The sequence below is a fragment of the Micromonospora sp. NBC_00858 genome (genome assembly GCF_045207365.1).
Taxonomy (GTDB): domain Bacteria; phylum Actinomycetota; class Actinomycetes; order Mycobacteriales; family Micromonosporaceae; genus Micromonospora.
In genome coordinates, this window is record NZ_CP108828.1 from 1,841,346 (window position 1) to 1,866,091 (window position 24,746).

General features: G+C 74.8%; 23 protein-coding genes. 15 read left to right on the top strand and 8 right to left on the bottom strand.

The window, feature by feature from the left end; genetic code table 11:
* The first annotated feature begins 181 nt into the window (after nt 1-181).
* A complete protein-coding gene (locus OG990_RS08705) occupies nt 182-478 on the top strand; it encodes a hypothetical protein (protein WP_406079728.1) in 297 nt (98 codons plus the stop codon).
* A gap of 103 nt (nt 479-581) precedes the next feature.
* Nucleotides 582-3,497, top strand: coding sequence for an Hsp70 family protein (locus OG990_RS08710; protein ID WP_406079730.1), 2,916 nt, complete (start codon nt 582-584; stop codon nt 3,495-3,497).
* 13 nt (nt 3,498-3,510) lie between these two features.
* On the opposite strand, the gene OG990_RS08715 is transcribed toward OG990_RS08710, so the two are convergent.
* Together OG990_RS08715 and OG990_RS08720 are read right to left on the bottom strand one after the other, a co-directional pair.
* The gene (locus OG990_RS08715) at nt 3,511-3,942 is read right to left on the bottom strand and encodes a Rieske (2Fe-2S) protein (protein WP_406079731.1); all 432 of its coding nucleotides are present in this window, start codon (nt 3,940-3,942) and stop codon (nt 3,511-3,513) included.
* Nucleotides 3,943-4,117: 175 nt separating this feature from the next.
* Nucleotides 4,118-4,744, bottom strand: a complete 627-nt coding sequence (locus OG990_RS08720) for a hypothetical protein (RefSeq protein ID WP_406079733.1) — start codon at nt 4,742-4,744, stop codon at nt 4,118-4,120.
* Between the two features lie 221 nt (nt 4,745-4,965).
* On the opposite strand from OG990_RS08720, the gene OG990_RS08725 reads away from it, so the two are divergent.
* From OG990_RS08725 to OG990_RS08760, 8 genes are all read left to right on the top strand, one after another.
* Nucleotides 4,966-6,267, top strand: a complete 1,302-nt coding sequence (locus OG990_RS08725; RefSeq protein WP_406079735.1) for an efflux RND transporter periplasmic adaptor subunit — start codon at nt 4,966-4,968, stop codon at nt 6,265-6,267.
* 136 nt (nt 6,268-6,403) lie between these two features.
* Nucleotides 6,404-7,090, top strand: a complete 687-nt coding sequence (locus tag OG990_RS08730; protein WP_406081698.1) for a response regulator transcription factor — start codon at nt 6,404-6,406, stop codon at nt 7,088-7,090.
* A gap of 5 nt (nt 7,091-7,095) precedes the next feature.
* Nucleotides 7,096-8,649 (top strand): sensor histidine kinase, encoded by a 1,554-nt coding sequence (locus OG990_RS08735; protein WP_406081700.1) that lies wholly within the window; start codon nt 7,096-7,098, stop codon nt 8,647-8,649.
* A 46-nt stretch (nt 8,650-8,695) separates the two neighbouring features.
* Complete coding sequence (locus tag OG990_RS08740) at nt 8,696-9,937, top strand: efflux RND transporter periplasmic adaptor subunit (RefSeq protein WP_406079736.1); 1,242 nt, start codon at nt 8,696-8,698, stop codon at nt 9,935-9,937.
* A complete protein-coding gene (locus OG990_RS08745; RefSeq protein WP_406079738.1) occupies nt 9,937-10,674 on the top strand; it encodes an ABC transporter ATP-binding protein in 738 nt (245 codons plus the stop codon). Before OG990_RS08740 ends, OG990_RS08745 begins: the two co-directional genes overlap by 1 nt.
* A complete protein-coding gene (locus tag OG990_RS08750) occupies nt 10,671-11,864 on the top strand; it encodes an ABC transporter permease (protein WP_406079739.1) in 1,194 nt (397 codons plus the stop codon). The genes OG990_RS08745 and OG990_RS08750 overlap by 4 nt, the downstream gene beginning before the upstream one ends.
* Before the next feature lie 21 nt (nt 11,865-11,885).
* A complete protein-coding gene (locus tag OG990_RS08755) occupies nt 11,886-12,449 on the top strand; it encodes a hypothetical protein (protein WP_406079740.1) in 564 nt (187 codons plus the stop codon).
* A 67-nt stretch (nt 12,450-12,516) separates the two neighbouring features.
* The gene (locus OG990_RS08760) at nt 12,517-13,089 is read left to right on the top strand and encodes a nucleosidase (protein ID WP_406079742.1); all 573 of its coding nucleotides are present in this window, start codon (nt 12,517-12,519) and stop codon (nt 13,087-13,089) included.
* A gap of 18 nt (nt 13,090-13,107) precedes the next feature.
* Here OG990_RS08760 and OG990_RS08765 read toward each other — a convergent pair whose 3' ends face one another.
* The gene (locus OG990_RS08765) at nt 13,108-14,289 is read right to left on the bottom strand and encodes a low temperature requirement protein A (RefSeq protein ID WP_406079743.1); all 1,182 of its coding nucleotides are present in this window, start codon (nt 14,287-14,289) and stop codon (nt 13,108-13,110) included.
* A gap of 186 nt (nt 14,290-14,475) precedes the next feature.
* Between OG990_RS08765 and OG990_RS08770 the strand changes: the two genes are divergently transcribed.
* From OG990_RS08770 to OG990_RS08785, 4 genes are all read left to right on the top strand, one after another.
* Nucleotides 14,476-15,342 carry a S1 family peptidase gene (locus tag OG990_RS08770; protein ID WP_406079745.1) on the top strand — a complete coding sequence of 289 codons (867 nt, stop codon included), beginning with the start codon at nt 14,476-14,478 and terminating at the stop codon, nt 15,340-15,342.
* An 87-nt stretch (nt 15,343-15,429) separates the two neighbouring features.
* On the top strand, nt 15,430-16,458 hold the full coding sequence (locus OG990_RS08775; protein ID WP_406079747.1) for a sugar kinase: 1,029 nt from the start codon (nt 15,430-15,432) through the stop codon (nt 16,456-16,458).
* 3 nt (nt 16,459-16,461) lie between these two features.
* Nucleotides 16,462-17,205: an IclR family transcriptional regulator gene (locus OG990_RS08780; RefSeq protein ID WP_328416081.1), complete on the top strand. Its 744-nt coding sequence runs from the start codon at nt 16,462-16,464 to the stop codon at nt 17,203-17,205.
* Nucleotides 17,202-17,819, top strand: a complete 618-nt coding sequence (locus OG990_RS08785) for a bifunctional 4-hydroxy-2-oxoglutarate aldolase/2-dehydro-3-deoxy-phosphogluconate aldolase (RefSeq protein WP_406079750.1) — start codon at nt 17,202-17,204, stop codon at nt 17,817-17,819. Before OG990_RS08780 ends, OG990_RS08785 begins: the two co-directional genes overlap by 4 nt.
* A 54-nt stretch (nt 17,820-17,873) precedes the next feature.
* Here the strand turns inward: OG990_RS08785 and OG990_RS08790 are convergent, their stop codons facing one another.
* From OG990_RS08790 to OG990_RS08810, 5 genes are all read right to left on the bottom strand, one after another.
* Nucleotides 17,874-18,446 carry a GNAT family N-acetyltransferase gene (locus OG990_RS08790; protein WP_406079752.1) on the bottom strand — a complete coding sequence of 191 codons (573 nt, stop codon included), beginning with the start codon at nt 18,444-18,446 and terminating at the stop codon, nt 17,874-17,876.
* A complete protein-coding gene (locus tag OG990_RS08795) occupies nt 18,436-20,499 on the bottom strand; it encodes a penicillin acylase family protein (RefSeq protein ID WP_406079754.1) in 2,064 nt (687 codons plus the stop codon). Before OG990_RS08795 ends, OG990_RS08790 begins: the two co-directional genes overlap by 11 nt.
* Nucleotides 20,500-20,554: 55 nt before the next feature.
* Complete coding sequence (locus tag OG990_RS08800; protein WP_328416091.1) at nt 20,555-21,379, bottom strand: ABC transporter ATP-binding protein; 825 nt, start codon at nt 21,377-21,379, stop codon at nt 20,555-20,557.
* 29 nt (nt 21,380-21,408) lie between these two features.
* Entirely contained in the window at nt 21,409-22,437 is a 1,029-nt protein-coding gene (locus tag OG990_RS08805) for an iron chelate uptake ABC transporter family permease subunit (protein WP_355606994.1), read from the bottom strand.
* A 76-nt stretch (nt 22,438-22,513) separates the two neighbouring features.
* Nucleotides 22,514-23,554: a FecCD family ABC transporter permease gene (locus OG990_RS08810; RefSeq protein ID WP_406079756.1), complete on the bottom strand. Its 1,041-nt coding sequence runs from the start codon at nt 23,552-23,554 to the stop codon at nt 22,514-22,516.
* A gap of 157 nt (nt 23,555-23,711) precedes the next feature.
* Here OG990_RS08810 and OG990_RS08815 point away from each other — a divergent pair, with 157 nt between their 5' ends.
* Nucleotides 23,712-24,743, top strand: a complete 1,032-nt coding sequence (locus OG990_RS08815) for an ABC transporter substrate-binding protein (RefSeq protein WP_355607000.1) — start codon at nt 23,712-23,714, stop codon at nt 24,741-24,743.
* Nucleotides 24,744-24,746: the final 3 nt, after the last annotated feature.

The window sequence follows — 24,746 nt, forward strand, 5'->3', positions numbered from 1 at the left end:
TCGCTCGACGATGAGTTGGTTGCCCGTACGCATGCTTCCACCGATCGACGGAACGCCGGCTGGTAATCACACTGGAGGGGTGCGAAGGTCTCTGGGTGATGGCTGGTCAATCGAGCTGATCGGTCCTTGGACGCAGCAGGGTGCCACACAGAGTGCCGCGACCTGGCGCGAGTCGGGTCGGATGGTGCGTGTCTCGCCAGGCGTCCAGTGGCGGTGTGCCGACGGCGCCGACATCATCGCCTCGCTCGACGCCGAGTTGCCACCGGACCCAGTAGGCAAGGTAGGTGAGGGTGGCTGCGACGGGATCGGTCACAGGGCTGCCTGGCTCTACCGCCACAGCGGCGACCCGGCGTTCACCCTCTATGGCTACAACTTCCGCGACGGAACGTACGTGGAGACGGTCTTCGCCAGCGCGGACGCCGCGGACCTCGAGTGGGCGTTCGGTGCTTGGCGTTCGGTGGCCTACTCCACCGATTAGTGGGCTCCGACGTCATCCGCGTGACCGAGTGATCAGGGCGGCCGTGCCGGCTGCGTACGATGCGGGGCTGAGTTCCCCTCGTCGCGGCGGAGGTATCGGGCAGATGGCAGGACAGCACGAGGGCTTCGCTCTCGGCGTCGACCTCGGTACGTCCAACACGGTGGCGGTGCTGCGGTGGCCGGATGGGCGGACGCGTCCGCTGCTGATGGACGGTCAGCCGGTCAGTCCGTCCGGTGTGTACGCCGACCCGGACGGCACGCTGCACGCCGGTTGGGACGCTCGGCGGCTGGCGCAGGCTGACCCGGCCCGGTTCGAGGCGAACCCGAAGCGCCGGGTGGACGCGCCGGGCGTGCTGCTGGGCGACCGCTCGTACCCGCCGGCCGAACTGCTCGCCGCGGTGCTGGCGGCCGTCGCGCGGGCCGCGGTGAACACGGTCGGCTTCCTGCCCCCGGCGGTGGTCACCTGCCCGGCGGCCTGGGATGATACGCGGCGGCAGGTGCTCGGCGACGCGCTGATGCAGGCGGGCTGGCCGCAGGCGGCTGAGCACACCCTCGCCGGGCCGACGCCGCCGGGCACCCGGCTGCTGCGTGAGCCGGTGGCCGCCGCCCGCTACTACACCCAGGTGTTGCACCGGCCGGTGCCGGTCGGCGGCGCGATCGCGGTGTTCGACTTCGGCGGTGGGACGCTCGACGTCGCGGTGCTGCGCAACGAGGGCGCCGACCCGTGGGGTGACTCCGGCTTCAGCGTGGTCGCCGATGGTGGCCTGCCCGACCTCGGCGGCCTGGATCTTGACGCGGCGTTGATGCAGCGGGTCGGCGAGCTGGTCGGCGACCGGCACGCCGCGCAGTGGGCCCGGTTGATCCGGCCGACGGATGTGGCGCAGCGTCGCGACCAGATCCGGCTGTGGGACGAGGTCCGGGGCGCCAAGGAGACGCTGTCCCGGTCCACCGTGGCGCCGGTCGCGGTGCCCGGGGTGGCCGAGGCGGTGCGGCTGACCCGGGCGGACGTCGAGCGCGTGGCCACGCCGCTGCTGCGCCGCGCGGTGGACCGGGCCCGGGAGGTGATCGCCGCCGCCGGGCTCCGCCCCGATCAGCTCTCCGGGCTGTTCCTGGTCGGCGGATCGTCGCGGATCCCGCTGGTGGCCCGGATGCTGCACGCCGAGCTGGGGGTGGCGCCGACGGTGCTGGACCAGCCGGAGTTGCCGGTGGCCGAGGGCGCGCTGACCGATCTGCCGCTGCGCCGAGGGGTGCCCGCGCCGGCGTACGCCGGACCGCCCGTCGCCTCGCCCGCCCCGGTCGGCGTACCCGCTCAGGCTCCGGCGGGCCCGTCGCCGTCGCCGGTGCCGACCTCACCGGCCGGACCGCCGTACGCGCCGACGTCACCCGCCGCCCCACCCGCCCCGACCGTGTCGAACGGGGCAGGTTCCACCGCACCTACCGTGCCAGCCGGGGCAGGTTCCGCCGCGCCGACCGTGCCGGCCGGTGCCGGACCGATCGCACCGACCCTGCCGTCGCAGCCCGGGCCGGGTTCGACCCTGCCGGCCGGGCCGGGCTGGCCCGGGGCGTCGGCCCCGACCGTGCACGGGCCGGCGGGCGTACCGTCCACCCTGGTCGGCGGGTCCGGGGCGCCCCCACCGTCGGCGCTCACCCCGGCCACCGGGACGCGCTGGCGGCGGGCCCGCTGGGTGGTGCTCGGCGCGGGGCTCGCCCTGGCCGGGGTGGCCACCGCGGCGACGCTCTACCTCACCCGCGACCGCTACCCGGACCTGGAGTTCCGGGCGCTAAGCGAGCTGTCCCGGCCGGCGGCCGGCGCCGAGCGGCCGGCCGGCATGTGGACGGCGGTGCTCGGCGACCGGGCCTACCTCGGGTACCCGCTGCCGGACGACCGGCTGGAGGTGGTGGCTGTCGACACGGCCACCGGCGACGAGCTGTGGCGCGAGCCGACCGACGTCACCGCCGACGACTGGGAAGGGCTGGTCGCCGTCCCGGGGGCGGTCGCGGTCCTCGCCGACGCCCCGGGCGACAGCACCCCTCGCGCGCTGGCCATTCTCGACGGTCGCTCAGGCGAACGGCGCTGGTCGCGGATGGTCCGTGGCGACGACGACGTGTACTTCGCCGACGACGTGGCGGTGCTGGTGGACCGGGCCGGCGGCCGGCTGGTCGGCCTGCGGCTGACCAACGGCAACGAGAAGTGGATCCAGGCCAACCCCGGTGACCGGTACGGCGGCAGTCGCACCGTCGTCCGGCCGGTGGGCACCGATCAGGCGGCCGGCGGGCCGGCCTTCCTCGATGGCACGCCCCGCAACCCGTGGACGGGCAAGGGGCGTCGACTGGTGCAGGTCGGGGCGGACCGGTCGGTGCGGCTGCTCGACATGTCCTCCGGCAGTGTGCTGCGCCAGTGGGGCAGCGTGGCCGACCTCGACGACCTGGTCGTGGCGCACGAGGACCGGCTCTACGTGGCCGCCAACGAGGGCGGGTACCAACTGCTGGCGTACGACCTGGGCTCCGACGCGGAGCCGGTGGTGCTCTACCGGGCCGGGAACGACCAGAACCGGCCGAAGGAGCTGGTGGCCTGCGGCGAGCGGCGGGCGTGCCTGCTGGAGGTGCCGAACAGCGACGCCGAGCGCACCGAGGTGGTGGCGGCGACCGAGGGCGAGCAGGCGATCCACTGGTCGGCGCCGGGCGTGACCGACCTGGTCCCACTCGGCACCCGACTGCTCGCCCAGCGGGACAGCCCGGAGTCGACGGTCACCCTCTTCGACGCCGCCGGAAAGCCGGTGCTGCGCGACCGCCGCGGCGTGGCGGCCCGGCTGGACGAGGGCAACCTGCTGGTCTTCGCCAAGGCGCCCAGCACGGTGGCGGACAACCGCGTCCTGGCAGGTGTGTGGGCGAAGTCAGGCGAGGTCGACGAGCTGGGCGAGCTCCAGGAGGTCCGCAGCGCGTCGTGTTCTTGGAACACCCGTGTGATCGCCTGCGGTGCGGACAAGGACTTCGTGCTGTACGGCTTCGCCGACGAGTGACCGCCCGCGATCTTCAGGCGCGGAGGATGTCGGTGCCGTCCACCCGGACGGGGATCTCGGTGAGCCCGCGGGTGGCGGGGCCGCCCAGGCGGGCGCCGTCGGTGGCCGAGAAGGTGGAGTTGTGGGCAGGGCAGGTGATCACCCCGTCGCGGGGAGCGCCGACCCGTACGCCCTGGTGCGGGCAGGTCGTGTCGTACGCCGTGAAGGTGCCGGCCTCGGGCTGGACGACCAGCACGCCGCCGACGATCGTGCCGCCGCCAACCGGCACGTCGCTGGTACGGGTCAGCACGGTGCCGGGCTCGGCGGCCGTCTGACCGGCCGGAGGGTCGCCGGCACCGCAGGCGCTGAGCAGCCCGGCCGCGCCGACCGCACCGGCCCCGGTCAGCAGTGTGCGCCGGCTCAGGCACCAGCGATTGTCGCGGAGGAAATCCTGCCCGTCGTACACCGTCGTCACCTCTCGGTCGGCGGACCGGACCGCCGACGTCGGGGTGCGCCGCCGCGTGGTCGGGATGGCGCATCCGGACGGGTCCGGTGGCTCGCCGGACCAGCCTGCCCCACCTCGCTGGACGCGCGATGCGACCGAGCTGAATGTTGGCTGGGCGCGATCGGCGCGGTGGTGGTCAGGTCCTCGGGGACGGGCTGAGTACCGCGCAGGCGGTCAACGCCTCGCGGGTCTTCGGGTCGCTGTCGTCGAGCTGGTCCGGATCCAGGCCGCGGTCGCTCAGGCACGTGCGGTAGGCGGTGGACCGCCCGTCGCCCGATCCGCCCGGTCGTGCGCCCGGCGCGCCGGACGCGTCCGGGCCGCCGAAGCCGCCCGGCGGGCCGCTGGGCCGCACCGACGCACACGCCTGCTGCGCCTTCTGCCAGGTCTGTTCGTCGACCCCCTCCGGCCGAGCGCCGCCCGGGAAGCCGCGCCCCGCGCCCCGCGACGGGTCGGCGCTGCCCGACGGCCGGGCGGTCGGGAAGCCCGACGGGCGGTCGGTCGGCATGCCTGACGGGCGGGCGGTCGGCATGCCTGACGGGCGGGCGGTGCCGCGCGCGCCGGGAACGCGGGACGGATCCATCGTCGGCAACGCCACGCCGTTGTCCCGCAGGCAGTCCTGGTACGCCGTGAAGGAGCTTCCCACCCCGTTCGCGTCGGTCGACTCGTCGTCCGACCCGCCGCCGCAGGCCGCCAGCAGCAGGACTGCCGAGGCGGTGGCGGTCAGTACGGCCGCCAGCCGACGGCGCCTCTTAGTCAACGGCACGGGTGCTCCTCACGCCTCATCCGGTGGTTGCTCAGCGAACCGGCCGTACCTCGTCGGCGGCTCGGACCTGGCTCGGAGTTCCCTCGGAGCGACCCAGGGGCACCGGCTCCACCGGTTGCCCGCTCTGCGCGGGGCGAGCACCCGAGCCGGTGTCCGGTTCCGAGCCAACTCTGAGGTGGGGTCGAGCCGACCGCGAGGCGCGCTGCGCAAACTGCCCGACCATGGGGATCGGCCTGAAGCGACGCTGGCGTACCCGGCGGACCCGGTGGTGGGCGGCCGGCGCTGCCGGCCTGCTGCTGCTTGGCGCGGCCGGCGTGCGTGCCTGGACCGCGGACGCCGCGGACGCGCCGGCCCGACCGGTGACCGTGGCCGTCGACCGGGGGCCGGTCGCGGTCGAGGTGGCCACCTCGGGCACCGTCCAGCCAGCCACCACCCGCAGCCTCGGCTTCACCATCGCCGGCACGGTGCAGACGGTCAGCGTCCGGCCGGGCAGCGTGGTCAAGGTCGGCCAGCGGCTCGCGGCGGTCGCCGACGCCGACGCTGCCGACGCGGCGGACACCGTCCAGGATGCCGAGACCGACCTGGCCGAGGCGCGGGACGCGCTGACCAAGGCCTGGGACGCGGCCGACGACCCGGCGGCGAGCTGCCAGACCGGCACCGGTTCCGGGGTACGACCGGTGGCCTGGCGCTCGCCGCAGCCCACCGGCACGCCCGAGGCGACGCCGGCCACCGGCACGCCCACCCCCGGCAGCAGCCCAACGCCCCGACCCACCGCGAACTCCGCCGCACCGAGCCGTACGCCCGGGGGTCCCGTGCCGACCGCCGCCGGCGGATCGGGCGCGTCCCGGACGCCGGCCGCCCCTGGGCAGAGCGGCGCGGACTGCGGCGGGGACGCCGGAACCACCGCCCGGGGCACCGACCCGATCCTGACCGCCCAGCGCCGGGTCAACCAGGCCGAGGCCGCCCTCACCGAGGCGCAGGACGCCCTCGACGGCGCCACCATCACCGCGCCGATGGCTGGCACCGTGCTCTCCGTTGCCGGGCCGGTGGGCAGCCAGGTAGGCCGCGGTGCCACCTTCATCACCCTGGCCGACACGTACGCCATGCAGGTGGTGGCGAAGTTCCCGGAGGCCGACGCCGGCGCGCTCGCGGTCGGGCAGAGCGCGACACTGGCCCTGGCCGACCGGCCGGAGCAGACGTTCGCGGCGACCGTGGTGCAGGTCGACCCGGTCGGCACCGCCGACGGCACGATGGTCCGCTACGGCGTGGTGCTGTCCTTCACCACCGCCCCGGAGAACCTGCTGGTCGGGCAGAGCGCCGCCGTGACGGTGCAGACCGGTGCCGTGCCGGACGCGCTGCGCGTGCCATCCACCGCCGTGCACGACGGCGCCGACCGCACCGGCAGCGTGCTGCCAGCCGACGGCGGGCCGGCCCGCACCGTCACCGTCGGGCTGCGCGGCGGCCAGTACACCGAGATAACCTCCGGGATCGCCGCCGGTGAGCTGGTGCTGCGCTCCTGGTGACAGCCGGTGCACAGGTTCAGCACAGCGAACGTCGAGCCCGGTCCGGTACCCAGTCCCAGTGCATACCAACGTCCTCCGGCCGCCCACGGCCAGCCCCGCCCCGACCGCCGAGGGTGAGTCCACAAGCGCCCGCCTCCTGGTGGTCGACGACGAGCCGAACATCTCCACCCTGCTGGCCGCCACACTGCGGCTCGTCGCGTACGACGTGCGGGTGGCGGGATCCGGGCGGGCCGCGCTGGCCGCCGTGGAGGAGTTCGCTCCGGACCTGGTCATCCTCGACGTGATGCTGCCCGACCTGGACGGCTTCGAGGTGGCCCGGCGTCTGCGCGCCGCCGGCCGGCCGGTGCCGGTGCTCTTCCTCACCGCCCGGGACACCGTCGAGGATCGGGTCGCCGGGTTGGTGGCCGGTGCGGACGACTACGTGGCCAAGCCGTTCAGCCTGGAAGAGGTGGTGCTGCGGATCCGGGCGATCCTGCGGCGTACCCGGTCGGAGCTGCCGCCGACCCCGGACACCCGGTTGCTGCGCTACGCCGACCTGGAGTTGGACGACGACGCCCACGAGGTACGCCGGGGCGGGCGGCCGGTCGACCTGTCGCCCACCGAGTTCCGGCTGCTGCGCTACCTGCTGCTCAACGCCGGTCGGGTGGTCAGCAAGGCGCAGATCCTGGACCGGGTCTGGAACTACGACTTCGGCGGCGACGGGCGGATCGTCGAGTCGTACGTCTACTACCTGCGGCGCAAGGTCGACCGGTCCGGTCCACCGCTGATCCACACGGTGCGCGGGGTGGGCTACACGCTGCGGGCGCCGCGCGGCAACGAGTGAGCCGCCTGCCCCGGGTGCGCCCGTGGCCGCACTGGACGCTGCGGTCCCGACTGGTCCTGGTCGTCGGGGCGCTCGCCACGCTGGCCCTGCTCGGGGCGAACGCCGCCGGCCTGCTGCTGCTGCGCAGCTACCTGGTGGACCGGGTCGACGAGCAACTCGCCGTACAGGTCCGCCCGTTCACCGGCGAGCCCCGCCCGGGCACCGGTCCACCCGGTGCCCTGGTCGGACGGATCGCCCGGCTCGGTCCGGACCAGCTCGTCCTGTTCTACCGCGCCGACGGCACCCGCGACGCCGAGCACAGCAGCGCCCCCAGTGCGGCGGCACCGGACCCGGGATCGCTGTCCGAGGTGACCGCCCGCGCCCGCGCCGGCCGGCCGTACACCGTCTCCGGCGACCACGGCGGCGCGGACTGGCGGCTGCTCGCCGTGCCGGCGGGCGGGACCGGCGGGGTCGTGGTGGTCGGCGCCTCCCTGGCCGAGGTGACCCAGACCGCCGACCGGTTGCTGCTCATCGACGTCACGGTCACCGGCGGAGTGCTGCTCGGCCTCGGGCTGCTGGCCGCTTCGGTGGTGCGGCTCGGGCTGCGCCCGCTGACCCGGATGGAGCAGGTCGTCGCCGGCATCACCGGCGGCGACCTGACCCGTCGAGTGGACGACACCGATCCGCACACCGAGCCGGGTCGGCTGGGTGCCGCGGTGAACCTGATGCTGGAACGGATCGGCACCGAGATGAGCGCCCGCGCGGCCTCCGAGCGCCGGCTGCGGCAGTTCGTCGCTGACGCGTCGCACGAGCTGCGGACACCGCTGACCTCGATCCGCGGCTTCGCCGAGCTGTACCGGCGCGGCGGCACCCCACCCGGTCCCGCGCTGGACGAGACGATGGGCCGGATCGAGAGCGAGGCAGCCCGGATGGGCGTGCTGGTGGAGGACCTGCTCCTGCTCGCCCGACTGGACCGGCAGCGCACGCCGACGCTGCGTCCGGTGGATCTGCTGGAGATCGCCGCCGACACCATCCGGGATGCGCACGCCCGTACGCCGGGCCGGCCGGTGCGGCTGAGCACGCTCGCCGAGCACGACCCGACCTTCGAGACGCCGACCGTGCTCGGCGACGAGCACCGGCTGCGCCAGGTCGCCGCGAACCTGGTCGGCAACGCGGTGCAGCACACCGGGCCCGCAGCCCGGGTGACCGTCCGGGTCGGCCGTCTGGTCGCCCCGACGGCCGGGCCGGTGGTCCGCTCGGGGCCGGTGCCCGCGCCGACCGCCGACGGGTTCGCCGTGCTGGAGGTGCACGACGACGGGCCGGGTATCCCCACCGAGCACGCCGGTCGGGTCTTCGAGCGGCTGTACCGGGCCGACCCGAGCCGGGGCCGGGGCAGCGGGGGCGGCTCCGGTCTGGGGTTGTCCATCGCCGCGTCGGTCGTGCACGCGCACGGCGGGTGGATCGAGCTGGACACCGGGACGGGCTCGGGGACGACCTTCCGGGTGCTGTTGCCCGCCGTACCCCGGCAGCCGGCCCCGCCGGGCGACGATCCGGCGGCACCTATTCCGAGCCAGCTCTGAGCTTGCGCCGAAGATCCTCCCAGCCGTGCCGACGAGGCTGACCGGCATGCGAGTGCGCCTGCCGGCCGTCCTGCGCCGGCCCCCCGTCGCGGTCAACGCCGCCCTGGTCCTGCTGCTGGCCGGCGGCGGCTGCTGGGCCTGGCTGTCGGTGCGCGGCGATTCGACGGCGGATGCCAGGCCCACCGGCACCCGGACCGTCAGTGTGTCCAGGGGCACCGTGACCGCCACCGTCACCGCCGACGGCTCGGTGCGCAGCGCCTCGACGGCCAGCGCCAGCTTCGCCACCGCCGGCACCGTCACCGCGATCCCGGTGCGGGTCGGCGACCGGGTGAAGAAGGGCCAACTGCTGGCCACCGTCGACCCGGCAGCCGCGCAACGCGACCTCGACGTGGCGAAGGCGGACCTGACCGCCGCGCGGGACGCCCTGGACCGCGCCGAGGAGGCCGGTTCGGACACCTCGTCGGCGGAGAACTCGGTCACCCAGGCTGAGCTGGCGGTGGACGAGGCGCAGGCCGCCGTGAGCGGCACCCGGCTGACCGCGCCGATGGCCGGCACGGTGGTCGCGGTCAACGGCACCGTGGGCAGCTCCTCCGGAGGGTCAGCAACCGGCGGCGGCTCGACCGGGGGCACCTCCGCCGGGCAGCAGGGCGGCAGCGGGTCGACCGGCGCCACCAGCTCCGGGTCCACCACCTCCAGCGGGTTCGTCGAGCTGGCCGACCTGACGAAGCTGCAGGTCACCGCCGGCTTCGCCGAGGCGGACGCGACCCGGCTCAAGTACGGCCAAGCGGCCACCATCACGTGGAACGCGTTGCAGGGGGCCGAGGCCGGTGGCAAGGTCGTCGCGGTCGATCCGCAGGCCACCACCGCCAACAACGTGGTCACCTACGGGGTCACGGTCAGCGTCGACAAGCTGCCGGCCGGCGCGAAGCCGGGGCAGACCGTGCGGGTCGCCGTGGTCACCGGCACCGCTGCGGACGTCCTGTTGGTCACCTCGGCAGCGGTCAGCGGCACCGGCGACCGGCGCACCGTCACGGTGGTCACTGACACGGGGTCGGAGAGCCGGCGGGTCACCGTGGGGCTCGCCGGCGACCAGGCGTACGAGGTCACCTCGGGGCTGACCGAGGGGGAGCGGGTGGTGCTGCCGGAGGGCAGCAGCACGGGCAGCGCCGCCGGTGGCCTCCCCGGCGGGGGCGGCCTGCCGGGTGGCGGTGGCTTCCCGGGCGGTGGGCTCCCCGGCGGGGGCGGCGTCACCGGCGGCGGTGCTCGGGGCGGGAACGGAACCCGCTGATGACGTCGGGAAACGTGTCACGCCGACCGGTCCTGGACGTCCGGATGCTGACCAAGGTGTACGGCGAGGGCCCGGCCGCGGTGCACGCCCTGCGCGGGGTCTCGCTGGCCGTCACCGCTGGCGACTATGTGGCCATCATGGGCTCCTCCGGCTCCGGCAAGTCGACCCTGATGAACATCCTCGGCTGCCTCGACGTGCCCTCCGGCGGGCAGTACCTGCTGGACGGGGTGGACGTCGGCCGCCTCGCCGACCGTCAGCTCGCCCTGGTCCGCAACCGGCTCATCGGCTTTGTCTTCCAGGCGTTCAACCTGATCCCGCGGACCAGCGCCCTGGCCAACGTCGAGTTGCCACTGGCGTACGCCGGGGTGCGGGCCGGCCAGCGGCGGCAGCGGGCGCTCGCCGCGCTGGACGCCGTGGGACTGGCCGATCGCGCGAACCACCAACCCAACCAGCTCTCCGGTGGCCAGCAGCAGCGGGTCGCGGTGGCCCGGGCGCTGGTCACCGAACCGGCACTGGTGCTGGCCGACGAACCGACCGGCAACCTGGACAGCCAGTCCACCGAGGACATCCTGGCCGTCCTCGACCAACTCAACGCGGCCGGCCGGACCATCGTGCTGATCACCCACGAGCCGGAGGTGGGTGCCCGGGCCGGGCGTCTGATCCGGCTGCTCGACGGGCAGGTCCGCTCGGACGTCCGGCAGGGCGGGCGGCATACGGCGGCGGGGTTTGGCCGATGAACCTCGCCGAGACCGTCCGGTTCGCGCTGCGCGGCGTGGCCGCCAACAAGCTGCGTTCGGCGCTGACCATGTTGGGCATCCTGATCGGCGTCGCCGCGGTGATCCTGCTGGTCGCGGTCGGCAACGGCTCTGCCCAGGCGATCACCGACCGGATCGAGGCGCTGGGCACCAACACGCTGACCGTGACCGGCACCAACCGTGGCGGCAGCGCCGGCGGGCTGACCCTCCAGGTCGCCGACGCGCTCGCCGACCCGGTGCTCGCGCCCGATGTACGGTCGGTCTCCCCGCTGGCCACCACCAGCGCCACCCTGACCTTCGAGGGGGCCGACCACGAGGTGCCGCAGTTCGTCGGCACCCGGCCGAGCTGGTTCACCGCGGCCAACTCGCCGGTGGCCAGCGGCACCGCGTTCAGCGCCGACGACGAAGCGCAGGGCCGCCGGGTGGTGGTGCTCGGTCGGACCGTGGCCGACGAGTTGTTCGCCGGGGTGGACCCGGTGGGCCGGCAGGTGACCGTGGGCGGCGCCCTGTTCACCGTGGTCGGGGTGTTGGCGGAGAAGTCCTCGACCGGCTTCCAGGACGCCAACGACACCGCGATCGCTCCGCTGCGGGCGGTACGCGAGGTGCTCACCGGGTACGGGCCGCTCAGCTCGATGCTGGTGGAGGCGAGCGATCCGGACCGGGTGTCGGCCGCCCAGGGGCAGATCTCCACCGTGCTCGCCCAGCGCCTGCCGGCGTCCACCTCGGGCAGCACCCCGTACCGGATCCAGAATGCCGCGCAGCTGTTGCAGACCCAGTCCGAGACGGCCGAGACGTTCACCGTGCTGCTGGGCGCGGTGGCCGCGATCAGCCTGCTGGTCGGTGGCATCGGCATCACCAACATCATGTTGGTGACGGTGACCGAGCGGACCCGGGAGATCGGCATCCGCAAGGCGCTCGGGGCACGCCGGCGCACCGTGCTCACCCAGTTCCTGGTGGAGGCGACCCTGCTGAGCCTGCTCGGTGGGGCGCTCGGGGTGGCGGCGGCACTGATCGGTGCCCGGTTCACCATCGTCGGCGTCCACCCGGTGGTCGTGCCCAGCTCGGTAGGGCTGGCCCTCGGGGTCTCGGTCGCGATCGGCCTGTTCTTCGGCGGCCTTCCGGCGGCCCGGGCGGCCCGGCTGCGCCCCATCGACGCCCTGCGCTACGAGTAGGCCGACATGCGAGGAACCGACATGGACAGCAGCGACACCGTCATCTTCGACCGGGTGGACGACCACCCGGCGGCCTCGGCGGGCCCCCCGGATCGCGACCTGACCGCCGCGCTCGCCGCAGCGGCGCCGCGCCGCTGGTGGAACCGGGCAACCCCGGCGCTCGGCGCGCTCGTGCTGGTGCTGGCCGGTTTCCTGGGCGGGGTTCACGTGCAGCAACGCTGGGGTGAGTCGTCGAGCACCGCCGGCTCGGGGCGGGCCGGCTTCCCGGGTGGTGTTCCCACCGCCTTCCCGGGCGCCAGCGGGCGTGGCCAGAGCGGCGCCGGGCCGAGCGGCACGGGTGAGACCGGTGGCGCGACCGCACCGGTGACCACCAACGGGAAGGTGAAGCTGGTCGACGGCGGAACGCTCTACCTGGAGACCGCCGACGGCACCGTGGTCACCGTGCGCACCACCGACGACACCGAGGTCCGCACCACCAAGGCCAGCAAGCTGAGCGGCCTCAAGGCCGGGCAGAGCGTCACCGTGCAGGGTGGCCCGGCGACCGACGGCACGGTCACCGCCACCGCGGTCACCGCCGGGGGCTGACCGGCGCTCGCGCCGAGCCCGCCGAACCGGCCGGGTATCCCGCCGGGGCGGCCCGTACGATGCTCCGGTGATTCTTCGGGGTACGGTCCGCGCCGATCGTCCGCTGGTGGTCCTCGCCGTCGAGGAGGAGGCCCGGTACCTGCCGCCGGAGCTGCCGCTGCTGCTCACCGGGATGGGCAAGGTGAACGCCGCCAGCGCGGTGGCGGCGGTACTGGCCGCCGGGCCGCGCCCCGCCCTGCTGCTCAACCTGGGCACGGCGGGCGCGTTGCGCCCCGGCTGGACCGGCATCCACGAGGTCGCCACCGTACTTCAGCACGACCTGGACACCGCCCTGCTGCGCACGCTCACCGGCCAGACCTACGGCGCGCCGCTGCCGCTGGCCACCGAGGGCGCGGTGCTGGCGACCGGCGACACCTTCGTGGCCGACGACGCCGCGCGGGACCGGTTGGCGCAGCGCGCCGACCTGGTCGACATGGAGGGGTACGCGGTCGCCTGGGCCGCCAACCAGGCTGGCGTGCCGTGCCGGCTGGTCAAGCAGGTCAGCGACGAGGCGGGGGAGGGTGCGGCCCGGACGTGGCGGGAGTCGGTGGACGCCTGCGCCCGGGACCTCGCCGACTGGACCGGTCGGCACCTCGACTGATCCGGCCGCCCCGGCGGCTCAGGGTTGCGGTCGCCGCATCCGCAGCCCCGGTCTGGTCACCCGGACGTTGCTTGCCGGGACCAGGGCGGCGCCGGCCAGCCCGAGCGCAACGACCACGGTGACCAGCAGCGGCGGCCAGCCACCGGCCCACGGGAGTGCCAGCAGCGGCAGCAGCAGCCAGACCAGCCGCCGCCAAGGCACGATGGCGGTCACCAGATAGGTGAACAGGATGCGCCCGATCACGAACAGCGCCGGGCCACCGAGGATCAGCACGAGCCACGACGTCAGCGTCGTTCCGGTCGGCCGGTCGGCGACCAGGTCGAAGGAGGCCGCCGTGCAGACCACGCCGCCCAGCATCACCAGATGGGTGTACGGGGCCAGCCGGGCCGCCCGCCTCGCGTCGGCACCGGCCTTCAGCAACTCGCCGGCCCGGAAGACGTAGATCTGCCAGAGCATCAGCATGGTGGCGAAGGCGCAGAGCAGGGCGGCGAGCCGGAAGCGGTCGAGATGCGTCCGGCTGACCTCCAGGATGGGCACCAGGATGATGTCGCCGAGGGCCAGGATGATGAACTGCTGGTACCGCTCGCCCAGGTGCCCGGTGGTCCGCTCGTACTGGTCGAGGGGCACCCGGCCCAGCCCGGGCATCGGGTACCGGACCGCCGCGGAGAGCAGGTCGATCGCTATCGCGACGGTCCAGAGCCTCCAGTTCGGCGATCCGGCCACCGCTCCGGCGATCCAGAAGACGCCGGATACCACGAACCAGAACATGAACCGCGAGGCCCGCTCCATGGCCGCCCGGTGCCGCTGTCGGTGCAACGTGGTGACCAGGACGACGCCGCGCACCACGTGCGTGGTGACGTAGGCGATCGCGAAGACCATCGCGTGCCCGGCGGACAGCATCGGCAGCGCCGCCGCCATCCCCACCGACCCCACCATGGCGACCATCAGGATGGCCTGGATCGGGCGCTGATCCGGGTCGTAGAACTCGGTCGTGGTCGAGGTGACCGACCAGGTCCACCAGATCGCCGCCAGCGTCAGCAGCACCGGCCCGGAGCCGCTCCAGGAGTCGCGTTCGGCGATCAGCTTCGAGACCATGGCGAGGGCGGCCACGAAGACCACGTCGAAGAGGAGTTCCAGCAGCGTGGCCCGGGCCGACCCGTCCGGGCGGCGTACCAGCGCCGCAGTGCCTCCGGTGGTCATGCCCGGCCTCCCGCCGCGTCTCCGAGGATTATCGGCGGCACCGGCGTGGCCCGTCCCCGGATCGGCGATTCCCGCCGACCCGCCCACAGGCTGGTCACCCGCGCGTCCGGCCCGAGGTTGCCATGGCGTCAGCCGCCGGGTGATGCTTGACGGCATCCATATATCTCGATCTCTTCGGAGGTTCGGATGCGCCGCTCCCCGCTCGTCGCCCTCGTCCTGACCGCACTCCTGCTCGTCGCGCCCGGCGCGGCGCAGGCCGCCGTCCCCGACCGGGCCGCCCCCGCCGCGCCCGTCGCCGACCCGGCCGCGCTGGCCGGGGTACGCACGCCCGGCACCGCCTGGGGCTTCGACCCGGCCACCGGCCGGCTGACCATCACCGTCGACGACACCGTGGCGCCCGCCGAGGTGGTGGCACTGCGCACGGTGGCCGACCGGGCCGGCGCGCTGCTGCGCCGGGAGCCCGGAACGCTGCGCACCCTGATCGCCGCCGGACAGGGCATCTACGGCGGTGGCGGCCGCTGCTCGCTCGGCGCGAACGTGCGCAGCGGCAGCACCTACTACGTGATCACCGCCGGCCACTGCACCACTGTCGCCAGTGCCTGGTACGCCGACAGCGCGCAGACCACCGTGCTCGGCACCCGTACCGCCACCAGCTTTCCCAGCAACGACTACGGCCTGATCCGCTACACCGGCCGGATCGCCCATCCCAGCGCGGTCTACACCTACCCCGGCCTGCTGACCATCTACGGCGCCGGCAACGCGTACGTCGGTCAGGCGGTGTGCCGCAGCGGCTCCACCACCGGGCTGCGTTGCGGCACCGTCACCGGCCTCAACCAGACCGTCAACTACGCCAGCGGCGATGTGGTCTACGGCCTGATCCGTACCAACATCTGCGCCGAGCCGGGCGACAGTGGCGGGCCGCTCTACGTGGCGGCCACCGGCACCATCCTCGGCATCCTCTCCGGCGGCAGCGGCAACTGCACCTCCGGCGGCACCACCTACTACCAGCCGATCAATGAGGTGCTCGCCGCGTACGGGCTGACGCTGCCCTGACTCCCGTTGCGCAGAGCGCAACGGGTTGCTCGTCCTGCGCAACGCACATAGGCTCGGCGGCACCCCGAACCCCCGCCGGGAGGACGTGTGCCGACCCCTGACTCCCGACCCGACCACGCGACCGACCCGGCCGGCCTCCCACCGGTCGAGGTGGCCACGGTGGGGGAGACCATGGTGGTGCTCTGCCCCACGCCGGGCGAGCAACTGGAGCACGCCGAGCGGGTCGCCGTGTCGGTCGGCGGCGCGGAGTCCAACGTGGCCGGCTACCTGGCCCGGCTCGGACACCGGGCGACCTGGGTGAGCCGGGTCGGCGACGACCCCTTCGGCCGGGCCGTCGTCCGGCACGTCGCCGCCGCCGGCGTCCGGGTCGACCTGGTGACCGTCGACCCGGCCGCTCCCACCGGGCTGTACGTCAAGGACCCGGGCCCGGCGTCGACCGCCGTGCACTACTACCGGGCCGGCTCGGCCGCGTCCCGGCTGGACCTGGCGGTACTGGCCGACCCTCGGCTGGCCGGCGTCCGGGTGCTGCACCTGTCCGGGATCACCCCGGCGCTCTCCGCCTCCTGCCGAGCCCTGGTCGAGCACGCGGTGACCGACCGGCCGCTGCCGGGCGCGTTGGTCAGCTTCGACGTCAACCACCGGGCCCGGCTCTGGCCGGCCGACCGGGCCGCCCCGGTGCTGCGCGACCTCGCCGACCGCAGCGACCTGGTCTTCGTCGGCCAGGACGAGGCGGACGCCCTGTGGGGCACCGCCGACCCGGCCGCGGTGCGTCGGCTGCTGCCCGGGCCGGAGACGGTCGTGGTCAAGGACGGCGCGGTGGGCGCCACCGCCCTGCCCCGTGACGCCGAGCCGGTCTTCGTCCCGGCTCCCCGGGTGACGGTGGTGGAGCCGGTCGGCGCCGGGGACGCGTTCGCCGCCGGCTACCTGGCCGGGCTGCTGCGCGGCCTCGACCCGGTACGCCGGCTGCGCCTCGGTCACCTGGTCGCGGCTCAGGCGCTGGGCAGCAGCGGCGACAACGCCCCGGTGCCGCCGTGGGCCTGGTTCGACCGGCTGCTCGACGCCCCCGTCGAAGCATGGTCGCCGCTGGACCTGACCGGCGTGCGAGCGGAGGTCTGAGGCGTGTCGCAGAGCGTCGACCGGGCGATGCGGGTGCTGGAGCTGCTGGCCCGTGAGCCCGCCCAGCTCGGTGACGTCGCCGCCCATCTGGGGGTGCACAAGTCCACCGCGCTGCGCCTGCTGCAGACCATGGAGACCGGTGGTTTCGCCCGACGCCGCGACGGCGGCTGGGCTGTCGGGCTGCGGCTGATCGGCCTCGCCCAGCAGGCCCTGGACTCCCTGGACGTGCGCACGGTGGCCCACCCGCACCTGGCGGCGCTCGGCCGAGACTGCGGGCACACCATCCACCTGGCCCAACTGGTCGACGACGAGCTGGTCTACGTGGACAAGATCGAGGCCCGTGGCCAGGTGCGGATGTACTCCCGGATTGGGCGCACCGCGCCGTTGCACGCCAGCGGAGTGGGCAAGGTGGTGCTGGCGTTCTGCCCGGAGCCCCGGCTGACCGGGCTGCTCGACCGCACCGAGCTGCGCGCGTACACCCCGGGCACCATCTGCGACCCGGCGGCGTTGCGCGCGGAGCTGGCGGCCGTCGCCGACCGGGGCTGGGCCGCCGACGACGGCGAGTTCGAGCCACTGATCACCTGCGTGGCGGCCCCGGTGCGGCAGGCCGACGGCGCGGTCACCGCGGCCGTGTCGGTGACCGCGCCGACGGTGGTCGCCACCCTGGCCGACCTGCGACGCCTGCTACCTCGGCTGCTGGCCACCACGCAACAGATCTCCCGCGACCTCGGATGGAGTGGACCATGACCACAGAGGACTTCGAGCACATCTTCGGCGCCGCCCGCGTGATGGCGATCCTGCGCGGCCTGCCGGTGGCGGAGACCGTCCGGCTCGCCGGCCGGGCCTGGGACCTCGGTATCGACGTGGTGGAGGTGCCGGTGGCCACCGCCGACGCGGTGCCGGCGCTGCGCGCCGCCGTCGAGGCGGGCGCTGAGCGCGGCCGGATCGTCGGCGCCGGCACCGTGCTCGGCGTGGAGCAGGTCGCCGCGGCGGCCGACGCCGGGGCGGCGTTCACCGTCGCGCCCGGCCTGGACCTGGCGGTCGCCGACGCCGCCGCCGGACGCGGCCTGCCCCACCTGCCCGGCGTGGCCACCCCGACCGAGGCACAGCAGGCGATGCGACACGGCCTCACCTGGCTCAAGGCGTTCCCCGCGATCTCCCTCGGGCCGGCCTGGTTCCGGGCCGTTGCCGGCCCACTGCCGCACCTACGCTTCGTCGCCACCGGCGGCCTCGACGCCGACAACGCCGGGGCGTTCCTCGCCGCCGGAGTGCGGGTGGTGGCGGTCGGCTCCGCGCTGTCCGACCCGAACCAACTCGACCGCCTGGCCGACCTGGTCGCCCTCGGAGCGCCCACCCGCTGACCCCTCGGTCGGGGTGCCCCGCGCACCCCGGCCGGCGTCTCGATGAGGACGGCGTCAGCCGGTGACCGCCGCCCGGTCCAGGAAGAACAGTCGCGCGCGCTTCTCCGGCAGGTCGATCAGCGGGCCGGGCTGGAACCCGGTGCGCAGCAGCCGGTCGAGGATCTTGTCGTTGCGGGCGTCCGGCTCCATCACGATTCGCAGTCGGGTCGGATCGGCAAGGACGAAGTCCAGGATCGCGCCGAGCAGCGCGCCGGTGAAGCCGCGCTCGACCGTCACCGGTGGCCCGATCAGCAGGTGCATGCCGACGTCGCCGGGGCGCACGTCGTAGCACTCGCCGACCGGGTCGGCCTCGGGCTGGTAGGTCTGCACCAGCGCCGCCGGCACGCCGTCGCGGTGCACGAGGTACGCGTGGTGGGTGGCCAGCGAGTCCAGGTACGCGTAGATCTCGTGCACCCGGTCGCGGCTCGCCTCGCGCATGCCCCAGAACCGGGCCCGTTCCTCGGTGACCCAGCCGTGCAGCAGGTCGACGTCCTCGTCCGGCCGCACCGGCCGGATGGTCACCACCCCGAACCCGGTGACGTCCTGCCGGTAGTGGTGCTGGTCGGCCCTGGTCGCGTCAGTACTCATCTCGCTCCTCGGTGAGCTGGTCCCAGTCGGTGGTCACCGGCAGCAGGTCGCCGGCCAACCACGCGGCGTTCTGGTCGTCGTGGTGCGGGTCGCCGGGCACCCCGCAGGCGCCCAGCGGGACCACCCAGCGACTGTCCTCCCGCCGCGCCAGGTCCCAGACGAAGCGCGCCGCTGGCCCGCGTGCGCACCAGTGGGTGACCCCGGGCACGCTGGAGGTGGCCAGCACGCAGTCGTGGTCGCCGTCCAGCCGGGGACCGGGCCCGGCGTCCGGATCGGGCAGCGCCCGCCACGGCGCCAGCCGGTGCAGGTCTCCCCAGCGCGTCTGTCCGTTCGCCGCACCGGTCGGGCCGGCGACCTCCTCGGCCGCCGCGCCCACCAGCGCCGCCACGTCCAGGCCGGGTAGCCGGGCGGTGCCCAGCAGGTGCTCCAGCGCGTAGCCGACCCGCGGCGTCAGCGCCAACCAGGGTGCGAACACCTCCGGGTACGCCGGCGGCTCGGCCAGCGCGGCCACCGCCGGGTGGGCGGCCAGCCGGCGGACCACGGCCGCCCGCAGGGTGGCGAAGTCCGCGGCGTCGGTGCTGTCGGCGGCCATCCGTCGGTCCCAGTGCAGCAGCCGGTCCCGCAGCGCGGCGGCGGCCGGGCCGAGCGCGGTCACCTCGGCCAGTACGGCCAGCAGCGGGCCGGCCGAGCCGAGGTACGTGTCGGTGTGCACGGCGGCCAGCCGCTCGGGCGTCCAGCCGTCAGCGGCGTCGAGCAACTCGGCGATCCGGCGCGCCCGGTGTGGCGGGGCGAACTCGACCCCGAGCGGCGCCGCCAGCCCTCGCTCGTTGGCCATCACCGCGCGGTCGACCACCTCGGCGCGCGGCAGTGGCGCGTACCAGCCGCGCCAGGCGTGCTCGGCCCGCCAGGCCGGAACCACCCGCCGGCCGTTCTCCGGATGCCGCACCGGCACCGCGCCGGCGACCCGGTGCAGCAGCCCGCCGGCGGTGTCCGCCGCCTGCACCACGTTGACCGGCTCCACCCAGTGCCGCAGCGCCCGGTCCACATCGGCCACAGTCCGGGCGCGCAGCAGCTCCGGCAGCGCCGCGAAGCCGAGCTCGGCGCGGACCCGGGGCGGGTAGCGAAGGCTGATCGCGGTCGGCTCGTCCGGCCCGCCGGCGATCACCGGCCCCCGATCGGTCTCCACCACCTCGACCTCGACCGGGTCCGCCCCGGCCACCTCGATCATCTCGACGTGGACGTGCGCGGGTCGCCAACCGTCCGGGCCGAGCGCCCGCACCTCGTTGCCGTGCCGGCGCAGCTGCTCGGCGTACAGGTCCTGGTAGTCGGCCATGGCGTTGGTGATGGCCCAGGCCACCGCGCCGGTGTGCGCGAAGTGCGCGATGCCCGGCACGCCCGGCATCGCCAGCCCGACCACGTCGTACTCCGGGCAGGCCAGCCGGATCTGCTGGTAGACGCCGGGATCCTCGATGAACCGGTGCGGGTCGCCGGCGAGCAGTGCGGCGCCGGTGCCGGTCCGCCCGGCGGCGAGCAGCCACCCGTTGCTGCCGGCGACGGCCGGGCCGTCGGTGGCGAACAGGTCGACCGCGGCCGGGCCGAGCCGGTGCGCCACGTGCTCGCGCCAGAGCTTGGAGGGGAACCCGGCGAACAGGATGTGGTGGCCCAGCCAGACCGCCAGCGGGGTCCACGGCTGCCACCGGCCGGGAGTCAGCCCGGCGGCGGCGAACTCGAGCGCTCGGGCCGCCCCGGCGGCAAGACCGGCGTTCACCCCGGCCACGTACGCGGCCACCCAGGCGGCGGTGGCCGGGTCGAGCGCGGCGTGGCAGCGGCGGGCGGTGTCGTCGAGCCGGACCTGCCGGGCGAAGCGGTCCCAGCCGAGCGCGTCGACGCCGAGGAAGGCGGCGCTGGTGCCCTGGGCCCGGTGTCGCTCCACCTCGATCTGCCAGGCCCGGTCGTACGCGGTCACCCGGCCCTGCGCCGTCGCCAGGGCGAGCGGGTCGTCGGCCCGCAGGTGCGGCACGCCCCACCGGTCGCGGAAGCGTCCGGCGGTCACGCCGCCGCCATCCGGTACGGGCGGGTGGTCACGCCGGTCACCCGGCGCGCGCGGGTCACGCCGGCTCCGGGGCGGGCGCGGTGGCCCGGCGCCGGGCGGCGGGGATGACCAGCGGGGTGCCCGTCTCGGGGTCGTCGATCACCCGGCAGGGCAGCCCGAAAACCTCGGCCACCAGGTCGGCGGTGACCACCGACGCCGGCTCCCCGGCGGCCACCACCCGCCCGTCGCGCATGGCGATCAGGTGGGTGGCGTAGCGGGCCGCGTGGTTGAGGTCGTGCAGCACCGCGACCAGCGTGCGTCCCTGCTCCTCGTGCAGCCGGGCGCAGAGGTCCAGGATCTCGATCTGGTGGGCGATGTCGAGGTACGTGGTCGGCTCGTCGAGCAGCAGCAGCGGGGTCTGCTGGGCCAGCGCCATGGCGATCCAGACGCGCTGCCGCTGGCCGCCGGAGAGCTCGTCCACCGGCCGGTCGGCGAGGTCGTCGACCCCGGTGGCGGCCATCGACTCCTCGACCACCCGCTCGTCCTCGCGCGACCACTGCCGCAGCAACCCCTGGTGGGGGTAGCGGCCCCGGGCGACCAGCTCGGCGACGCTGATCCCGTCGGGCGCGATCGACGACTGCGGCAGCAGGCCGAGGGTGCGGGCCACCTTCCGGGCGGGCAGGTCGTGGATGTCCCGGCCGTCCAGCAGGACCGTTCCGACGGTCGGGCGCAGCATCCGGGACAGCGCCCGCAGCAGGGTCGACTTGCCGCAGGCGTTCGGGCCGATGATCACGGTGAACGACTGGTCGGGCACCGCCACGGTCAGGTCTTCGGCGATCGTGCGCCGGTCGTAGGCGAGGGTCAGCGCGGTGCCGCCGAGCCGGGAACTGCCGGGGTGCATGGGTGCTCCTTCGAGGGCGTCGCGGGTGTTCACAGCCGACCCGCCCGGCGTTCCATGGCCAGCAGCCAGACCAGGTAGCCGCCGCCGATCACTCCGGTCACCACACCGACCGGAAGCTGGTGCCCGGCGAACGCGCGCTGAGCCAGCAGGTCGGCGCCGACCAACAGCGCCGCGCCGACCGCCATCGACGGCAGCAGGTTCGGGCCGGGCGCCCGCGTCAGCCGCTTCGTCACGTGCGGCGCGACGAGCGCCACGAAGGACACCGGTCCCGCGGCGGCCGCCGCGAACGAGACGAGGAGCACCGCCGCGGCCAGCAGGATCAGGCGTAGCTGGCGTACCGGCACACCGAGGGCGCTGGAAGTGTCGTCGCCCAGCTCCATCATCCGTAGCGCCGGGCCGCAGCCGACGAGCACCAGCGGCCCCAGCACGGCGGTGACGACGAGCAGTGGCCCGGCGTTGGCCCAGCCCCGCCCGTCCAGGCTGCCGGTCAGCCAGAGCACCGCGCGGGCGGCGTCCATCAGCGGCGCCCGGGTCAGCAGGTAGCCGTTGACGCCGGTGAGAATCGCGGCGACGCCGATGCCGACCAGGATCAGCCGGTAGCCGTGCACCCCGCGCCGCCAGGCGAGGGCGTAGATCAACAGGCCGGTGGCGAGCCCGCCGGCCACCGCCGCGCCGGCCAGCGCCAGGCTGCCGCCGCCGAGGACGACCACCACCAGCGCGCCGGTCGACGCGCCCTGGGTGAAGCCGAGCACGTCCGGGCTGCCGAGCGGGTTGCGCACCAGCGACTGGAACACGGTGCCGGCCAGCGCCAGCGCCGCGCCGACCAGCAGCGCGGTGACCAGCCGGGGCAGCCGCAGCTCGTTCACGATGAAGTGCTCCGCCGGGGTGCCGCCGCCGGTGAGCGTACGCAGCACGTCGGCCGGGCCCATCGGGTAGTCGCCGCTGCCCATGGCCACCAGGCCCAGCCCGGCGGCGAGTAGCGCGGCGCCGGCGCCAACGGCCAGCGCGCGGGGGCGGAACCGCAGCGAAAGCCCGCCAGGGGTACGGATGACGGTCACGCCACAGCTCCGCTTCGCTCCGCGGTGGCGCGACGCGCCACGGTGCTGAGCCTGCTGGTTCGCTCGCTGCGCTCGCTCACGGGTGGGCCACCCGCCCGCGCGCGACCAGCCAGAGGAAGAGCGGGCCGCCCAGCACGGCGGTCACCATGCCGACCTGGAGTTCACCCGGTCGGCCCAGCACCCGGCCCAGCACGTCGGCGCCGAGCAGCAGCACCGGGGAGAGCACCGCGCAGTACGGCAGCAGCCAGCGCAGGTCGGGGCCGGTCAGGGCCCGGACCAGGTGCGGCACCAGCAGCCCGACGAAGACGATCGGGCCGCAGGCGGCGGTCGCCGCTCCGCAGAGCAGGGTGACCGCGACGATCACGGCGGCCCGGATCAGCGCGGGTCGGGCACCCAGGGCCCGTGCCGCGTCGTCGCCGAGCGCGAGGGCGTTCAGCGGGCGGGCGGCGCCGAGCGCGACCAGCAGGCCGACCAGGATGAACGGCAGCACCCGGGTCACGGTCGCGGAGTCCGCGCTGGCCAGTGAGCCGACCGTCCAGAACCGCAGCCGCTCCAGCGAGGCGGTGTCCAGCAGCATCACCGCGCTCACGTACGAGTAGAGGGTGGCGTTCAGCGCCGCGCCGGCCAGTGCGAGGCGGGCCGGGGTGGCGCCGCGTCCGCCACCCACGGCGTAGACCAGCGCGGTGACCACGGCCGCGCCGAGCAGCGCGAACCAGACGTACCCGCCGATGGCGGTGACGCCCAGGAAGGCGGCGGCGGTGGCGACGGCGGCGGACGCGCCGGCGTTGATGCCGAGCAGCCCGGGGTCGGCCAGCGGGTTGCGGGTGAGGGCCTGCATCACCGCGCCGGCGACTCCGAGCGCCGCGCCGGCGAGCAGCCCGAGCAGGGTGCGCGGCAGGCGCATCCGGTGCACCACGGCGTACTCGGCGGCGTCGTGGTGCAGCAACCCGGACCAGACGTCGCCGAGCGGCATGGCCTTCGCGCCGACGGCGATGCTGAGCACGAGGACCACGCCGAGCAGCGCCACGGCGCCGACCAGGCCGGCGGCGCGGGCCGCCTGGCGACCGCGCCGCGCCGGCGGTGGTGCGGGGGGTGGGGCCGCCGACCCATCCGGCACGGATCGTGCCGAGCGGATGACGGAGGGTGTGGCGTCCAGTGTGGGCTCCGGGGGTGTGGCGACACGGCGTACCGCTGTTGACAAAGGCCGAGGTTAGGCTAACCTAACCCCGCTGTCCTGGTCGACCCCGGCCATCCCCTGATCGAAAGACGACACCATGCCCGATGCTCTGTCCGCCCGTCGCCTCTCTCGCCGTGGGCTGCTGGCCGCCGGTGGCGCCGCCACGCTGGCCGCCCTGCTCGCCGGCTGCGGCAAGGACGACGACGCAAAGCCCGCTGCCAGCAACGGAAGTGGTCCCTGGTCGTTCACCGACGACCGCAACCAGAAGATCGACGCGGCGGCCCGCCCGGCCCGCGTGGTCGCCTTCACCGGAGTGGCGGCGGCCCTGGTCGACTTCGGTCTCGACAAGCAGATTGTCGGCGTGTTCGGCGAGACCAAGCGCGCCGACGGCACGGCCGACCCGCAGGCCGGTGACCTGAACGTCGAGTCGGTGGAGATCCTCGGCAACGTGTGGGGCGAGTTCAGCCTGGAGAAGTACGCGGCGCTGCGCCCCGAACTGCTGGTCACCCACATGTACGACCCGGACGCCCTCTGGTACGTGCCGGACGAGAGCAAGGCCAAGATCCTGCCGCTGGCACCCAGCGTGGCGATCACCACCGCCCGGGTGCCGATGACCAAGCCGATCGAGCGGTACGCCGCCCTGGCCGAGTCGCTCGGCGCCGACCTGTCGGCCAAGAAGGTCACCGACGCGAAGGCCCGCTTCGACGCCGCCTCCGAGGCGGTTCGCCAGGCGGTCAAGGCCAACCCGGGTATCAAGGTGATGGCATGCTCCGGCAGCCCCGACCTGTTCTACGTCTCCAACCCCAAGGTGAGCACGGACCTGATGTACTTCGCCGAGCTGGGCGTGGACATCGTGATCCCCACCAAGCTCGAAGCCGGCGACTACTTCGAGGCGCTCAGCTGGGAGAACACCGCCAAGTTCCCGGCCGACCTGATCCTGCTGGACAACCGCAGCACCGCCCTGCAGCCCAAGGACCTCGCCGCCAAGCCCACCTGGCAGCAGCTGCCGGCGGTCAAGACCAACCAGGTGACCCCGTGGGACGCGGTGCCCCGCTTCTCGTACGCCGGGTCCGCGCCACTGCTGGAAAACCTCGCCACCGCCATCCGGAACGCGAAGAAGGTCAGCTGACGC